Below are 4,209 nucleotides of genomic sequence, written 5' to 3'. Positions count from 1 at the left end.
GACTTAACTCACGGAGTTTCACCCATAAATGTAATCAGTTATCACCAGTCTTAACACCTGGGTTAACCGTCCCATAAGCCTTTTAGCTTATTTTGGGTTAAACGAATCGCACAAACCGGAATCTATCGGCATATCCTAAACATTACATTTAGGCTTTAGCTTCTGACTCCATCTCTCACCCTCATAACATACGCCTTAGATTTGTGGCTACCTGACAGTATTCGACCACTGTAGGAGTATATGAGGGGTTTTAACGTTCCTTGAAAATGGGTTTATTGCCTTTAGATGTGTCCTATCCGCCGGGGTACTTTGGAAGTCTTTGTAAGTATTAGGTTAAGATACTTACCTTTTATAGATGGAAAGTTGATTCCTCTATCTTTTCCCCTTGTTCTTTTGAACGCAGTGTAACAAGTCAATTTCACTACTTAATAGTCACGACGGTTCAAGACGGACATTTACTTTCGTTCATCATGGGCAATTGGCTAGAGAAATTGTCGAATATTGACTTTACCCGATTTTCCCGTTATTCCCAGCTTCAGCGTTTTGATAATCAGTCTGACACTGTGGGAATTGCCTTATCTCTTTGGAATTGGATACCGTACTTTGGGGGTTCGGTAATCTTTACCATTGACTTCGAGATTGACCTTCCTTTAAGGTCACATTTTCAAAGTTAAAATAGGCTTGATTGGATTTATTGGTGGATTTAACTTTCCGTTTTACCAATTGTCTACACCTATTTCCCTGCTTACGTTTCGAGTTTGACCCTAGACTTTGGCAGGAACGTTTCGCACTAACCTACCTATTGTACTGAATCCACAGGCTGATCGGACAAATCCGTAGGCTTTGTGCCTCAGTGATTGAGTTTGTAGAAAATAAAGTTAAGTGGGAGTCTCTGGCTTCTGTTAGGATATTAGCTACAAGGAAGTTGGCCTAATCAGTTCAGGATTGAGTTTCATGGTAGATAAACGTCGTGGGTTTATTGGTGTAGTTTTAGTGTTAGCTGTAATCGCCTTTGTGGGATTTTCTATGGGGCCACTAATTAGTGGGATTGTGGAAAACAATCAGTCCAAACGACAACCTGCTCCAACACCCACGCAATCAGCGCAAGCGGGTAAACAATCCGATTTACAAGCCCAAGCTCGCGGTTATGAGTTAGTATTGCAGCGAGAGCCAGATAACGAAACGGCTTTGAAGGGTTTATTGCAAGCTAAATTAGAGCTTATTCGCTTTAAGCAAGCCGAGATTAAAGATGTGATTGAACCTTTAGAGAAACTGTCAAAAAAACACCCTGAAGATACACGTTACAGTGTTCTTTTAGCACAGGCTAAAGCCTATACTGGAGATCAAGAAGGCGCTGCTCAAACCTATCGCACGATTTTAGCGAGTCAACCTGGAGATATTCAAGCCTTACAAGGGTTAGTGAATCTTTTCTTAGAACAAAAACGTCCTGAAGCGGCAATTGGATTATTACAAGATACGCTTAAATCTGCCGCGACTGTCAATCAAACTGCACCGGGTACGATTGATGAAATGTCGGTACAATTAATTTTAGGGCAGGTTTATGCTGAAGATAAACGCTATGATGAAGCCCTAGCAATTTACGATGAAGCCATTAAAAATAACGACCAAGATTTTCGCCCCGTTTATGCAAAAGCATTGGTTTTAAAAGAACAAGGAAATACCGAAGAAGCTGAACCTTTATTTGCTAAAGCGGTTGATTTAGCTCCGGCGGTTTATAAAGATCAAATTCAAAAACAAGCTGGAGGAAATCTGGCTCCTGCTAAGTCGGGTGAACCCCCTGAGCCGAAACCGTTAGAAACCCAACCCCAAACTGAATCAGCACCCGCAACGGAGGTTCCTGAACCCCGCCCCTCGGCTCCAGCATCTAGTAACTAATTCCCTACAATAGAAAGTTATAGAGACGTTAATTGTTGTCATGATGAACCTGAAACGTTTAGGCCATGTTGCTATTTGTGTCAACGATATTGACTCATCCGCTCAGTTTTATCAAAACTTAGGCATGGATCTGGTTTGGAAGGATGCGGACTGGGCTTATTTAAAAGCAGGTGAAGATGGATTAGCATTACTGAGTCCTGGTTATGACCAAGCAGGCCCCCATTTTGGCTTTGTGTTTAATCAACGCAGTGAGATGGAAAGCGCCTATCAAGCGTTAAAAGCCCAAGGAATTCCGGTGACGGCGATTCATGAACATCGAGATGGTACAGCCTCTTTTTATGGTCGTGATCCTGACGGAAATGGCTTTGAATACCTGTATGAACCCAATAAATGAGTTAAGAAAGGTTGCACTAAAAAACTATGTTTCAAAAAATCCGACTGGGAAGTCGCCGGAGTTCACTATTTTACGCTTGGGCTGAAGTCGATTGGTTATTAATTGCGAGTTGCATTGCTCTCACCTTGTTTGCGGGAATTATGATCCGCAGTGTGGAATTAAACCAAGGGTTAACGGATTGGTGGCAACATTGGGTAACTGGAGGGGTGGGTTTAATCTTAGCTCTGATTTTTTCTCGATGTCGTTATGAACGTCTGATTAAGTGGAGATGGGTGATTTATGGCGTTACTAATTTGTCTTTGATTGCGGTACAAATTATTGGCACAACGGCATTAGGAGCGCAACGTTGGATTAATATTGCAGGGTTTCACGTCCAACCCTCAGAATTTGCCAAAGTCGGAATTATTATTACCTTGGCAGCTTTACTGCAAGAGTTAAAAACGCCAAATTTAGGGGATATGGTTCGGATTTTAGCAATTGCTGCGGTTCCTTGGGGATTAGTGTTTATTGAACCGAACTTAGGAACTTCCTTAGTGTTTGGGGCGATTACCGTTGGCATGATGTATTGGGGCAATATTCATTCGGGGTGGTTAATTTTGCTGGTGTCTCCAGTGATTACAGCCATTGTATTTAATGTGTCTCTCCCGGTGGGAATTGTTTGGGCGATCTTGATGGGTTTTGTGGGGTGGTGGAGTCTTCCCTTGAGATGGTTGACAGGCCCTCTGGCTTTATTAGCGAATTTAGGAGCGGGACAGTTAAGCCATATTTTATGGAATGTCCTGCAAGACTATCAAAAAATGCGGCTGATTGGATTTTTAAATCCTGAGCAAGATCCGTTAGGAAGTGGTTATCATTTAATTCAGTCTCGAATTGCAATTGGTGCAGGACAATTGTATGGTCGGGGACTGTATCAAGGGACTCAAACTCAATTGAATTTTATTCCTGAACAACATACAGACTTTATTTTTTCAGCCATAGGGGAAGAATTGGGTTTTATGGGTTGTATTGCTGTATTAGCTCTATTTTGGTTTGTCTGTTTACGGTTAGTCATTATTGCTCAAACGGCTAAAGATTCTTTTGGATCTTTAATTACGATTGGAGTGCTATCTATGCTGTTGTTTCAGGTGTTTGTTAATATTGGCATGAATATTGGTATAGCACCTGTCACTGGAATTCCCTTACCGTTTTTAAGTTATGGTCGGTCTTCCTTACTGAGTAATTGGATTGCCATTGGCATTGTCCAATGTGTTGCCAACCACCGACAGCGTATTAAGTTTTAAGGGATTTAAACCGGACGGGATTGTTAAATAGATCTAATGTTTTTTGTCCTTAAATCAGAGTTTTTTAAAAAATATGCGACGTTTATTACCCGTTTTCTTTCTATTGTTTTTAATGATTAATTTTTTGTTTTGTGTCGATCCAAGTTGGGCAACACCCCCAATTTTGATTGCTCAAAATATTCAATGTAATCCGAATGGAACAACTTTAGAAATGAAAAAGTGTGCATCCGATCAATATGCCGTAGCCGATAAAAAGCTCAATCAAAATTACCAAACCCTAATCGGTCAACTGTCACCTGAACGGAAACAACGCTTAATTGAAGCTCAACGAGCTTGGATTTCATTCCGAGACAAAACCTGTCGTTTTGAATCTAGTGAAGTTTTAGGTGGTTCGGCAGAATCTTTATTTCTAACCACTTGCTTAACAAAAGTAACTCAGCAACGGGTTCAAGACTTCCAAAACTATTTAGCCCAAATAAAGTAATCTTTTGGTTTTCATTCCCTCCCTAGACCAAAACTATCTTTTTAGCTCTAGGGTACTCAAAAATGGCAACCCCAAAACCCCCACTCCATGAAACCTTAGTATTAGGTATTTCACCTCCTGATCTACAAAAAGCATCACCATATTAACCCTTAACG

4 protein-coding genes are annotated in these 4,209 nt (G+C 41.0%); all 4 read left to right on the top strand.

The window, feature by feature from the left end:
• Positions 1-954: 954 nt before the first annotated feature.
• The 4 genes from IQ236_RS27355 (at position 955) to IQ236_RS27340 (ending at position 4,054) form a co-directional block, all read left to right on the top strand.
• Positions 955-1,896, top strand: a complete 942-nt coding sequence (locus IQ236_RS27355) for a tetratricopeptide repeat protein (protein ID WP_193872373.1) — start codon at positions 955-957, stop codon at positions 1,894-1,896.
• A gap of 43 nt (positions 1,897-1,939) precedes the next feature.
• Positions 1,940-2,290, top strand: a complete 351-nt coding sequence (locus tag IQ236_RS27350) for a VOC family protein (RefSeq protein WP_072719291.1) — start codon at positions 1,940-1,942, stop codon at positions 2,288-2,290.
• A gap of 26 nt (positions 2,291-2,316) precedes the next feature.
• Entirely contained in the window at positions 2,317-3,570 is a 1,254-nt protein-coding gene (gene rodA, locus IQ236_RS27345) for a rod shape-determining protein RodA (protein ID WP_193872371.1), read from the top strand.
• Positions 3,571-3,643: 73 nt separating this feature from the next.
• Complete coding sequence (locus tag IQ236_RS27340) at positions 3,644-4,054, top strand: lysozyme inhibitor LprI family protein (RefSeq protein WP_193872369.1); 411 nt, start codon at positions 3,644-3,646, stop codon at positions 4,052-4,054.
• Positions 4,055-4,209: the final 155 nt, after the last annotated feature.

The sequence above is a fragment of the Planktothrix mougeotii LEGE 06226 genome (assembly GCF_015207485.1).
Classification (GTDB): Bacteria; Cyanobacteriota; Cyanobacteriia; order Cyanobacteriales; family Microcoleaceae; genus Planktothrix.
Note: the sequence above shows the minus strand (reverse complement) of the source record. Positions and strands in the feature narration are given on the sequence as shown.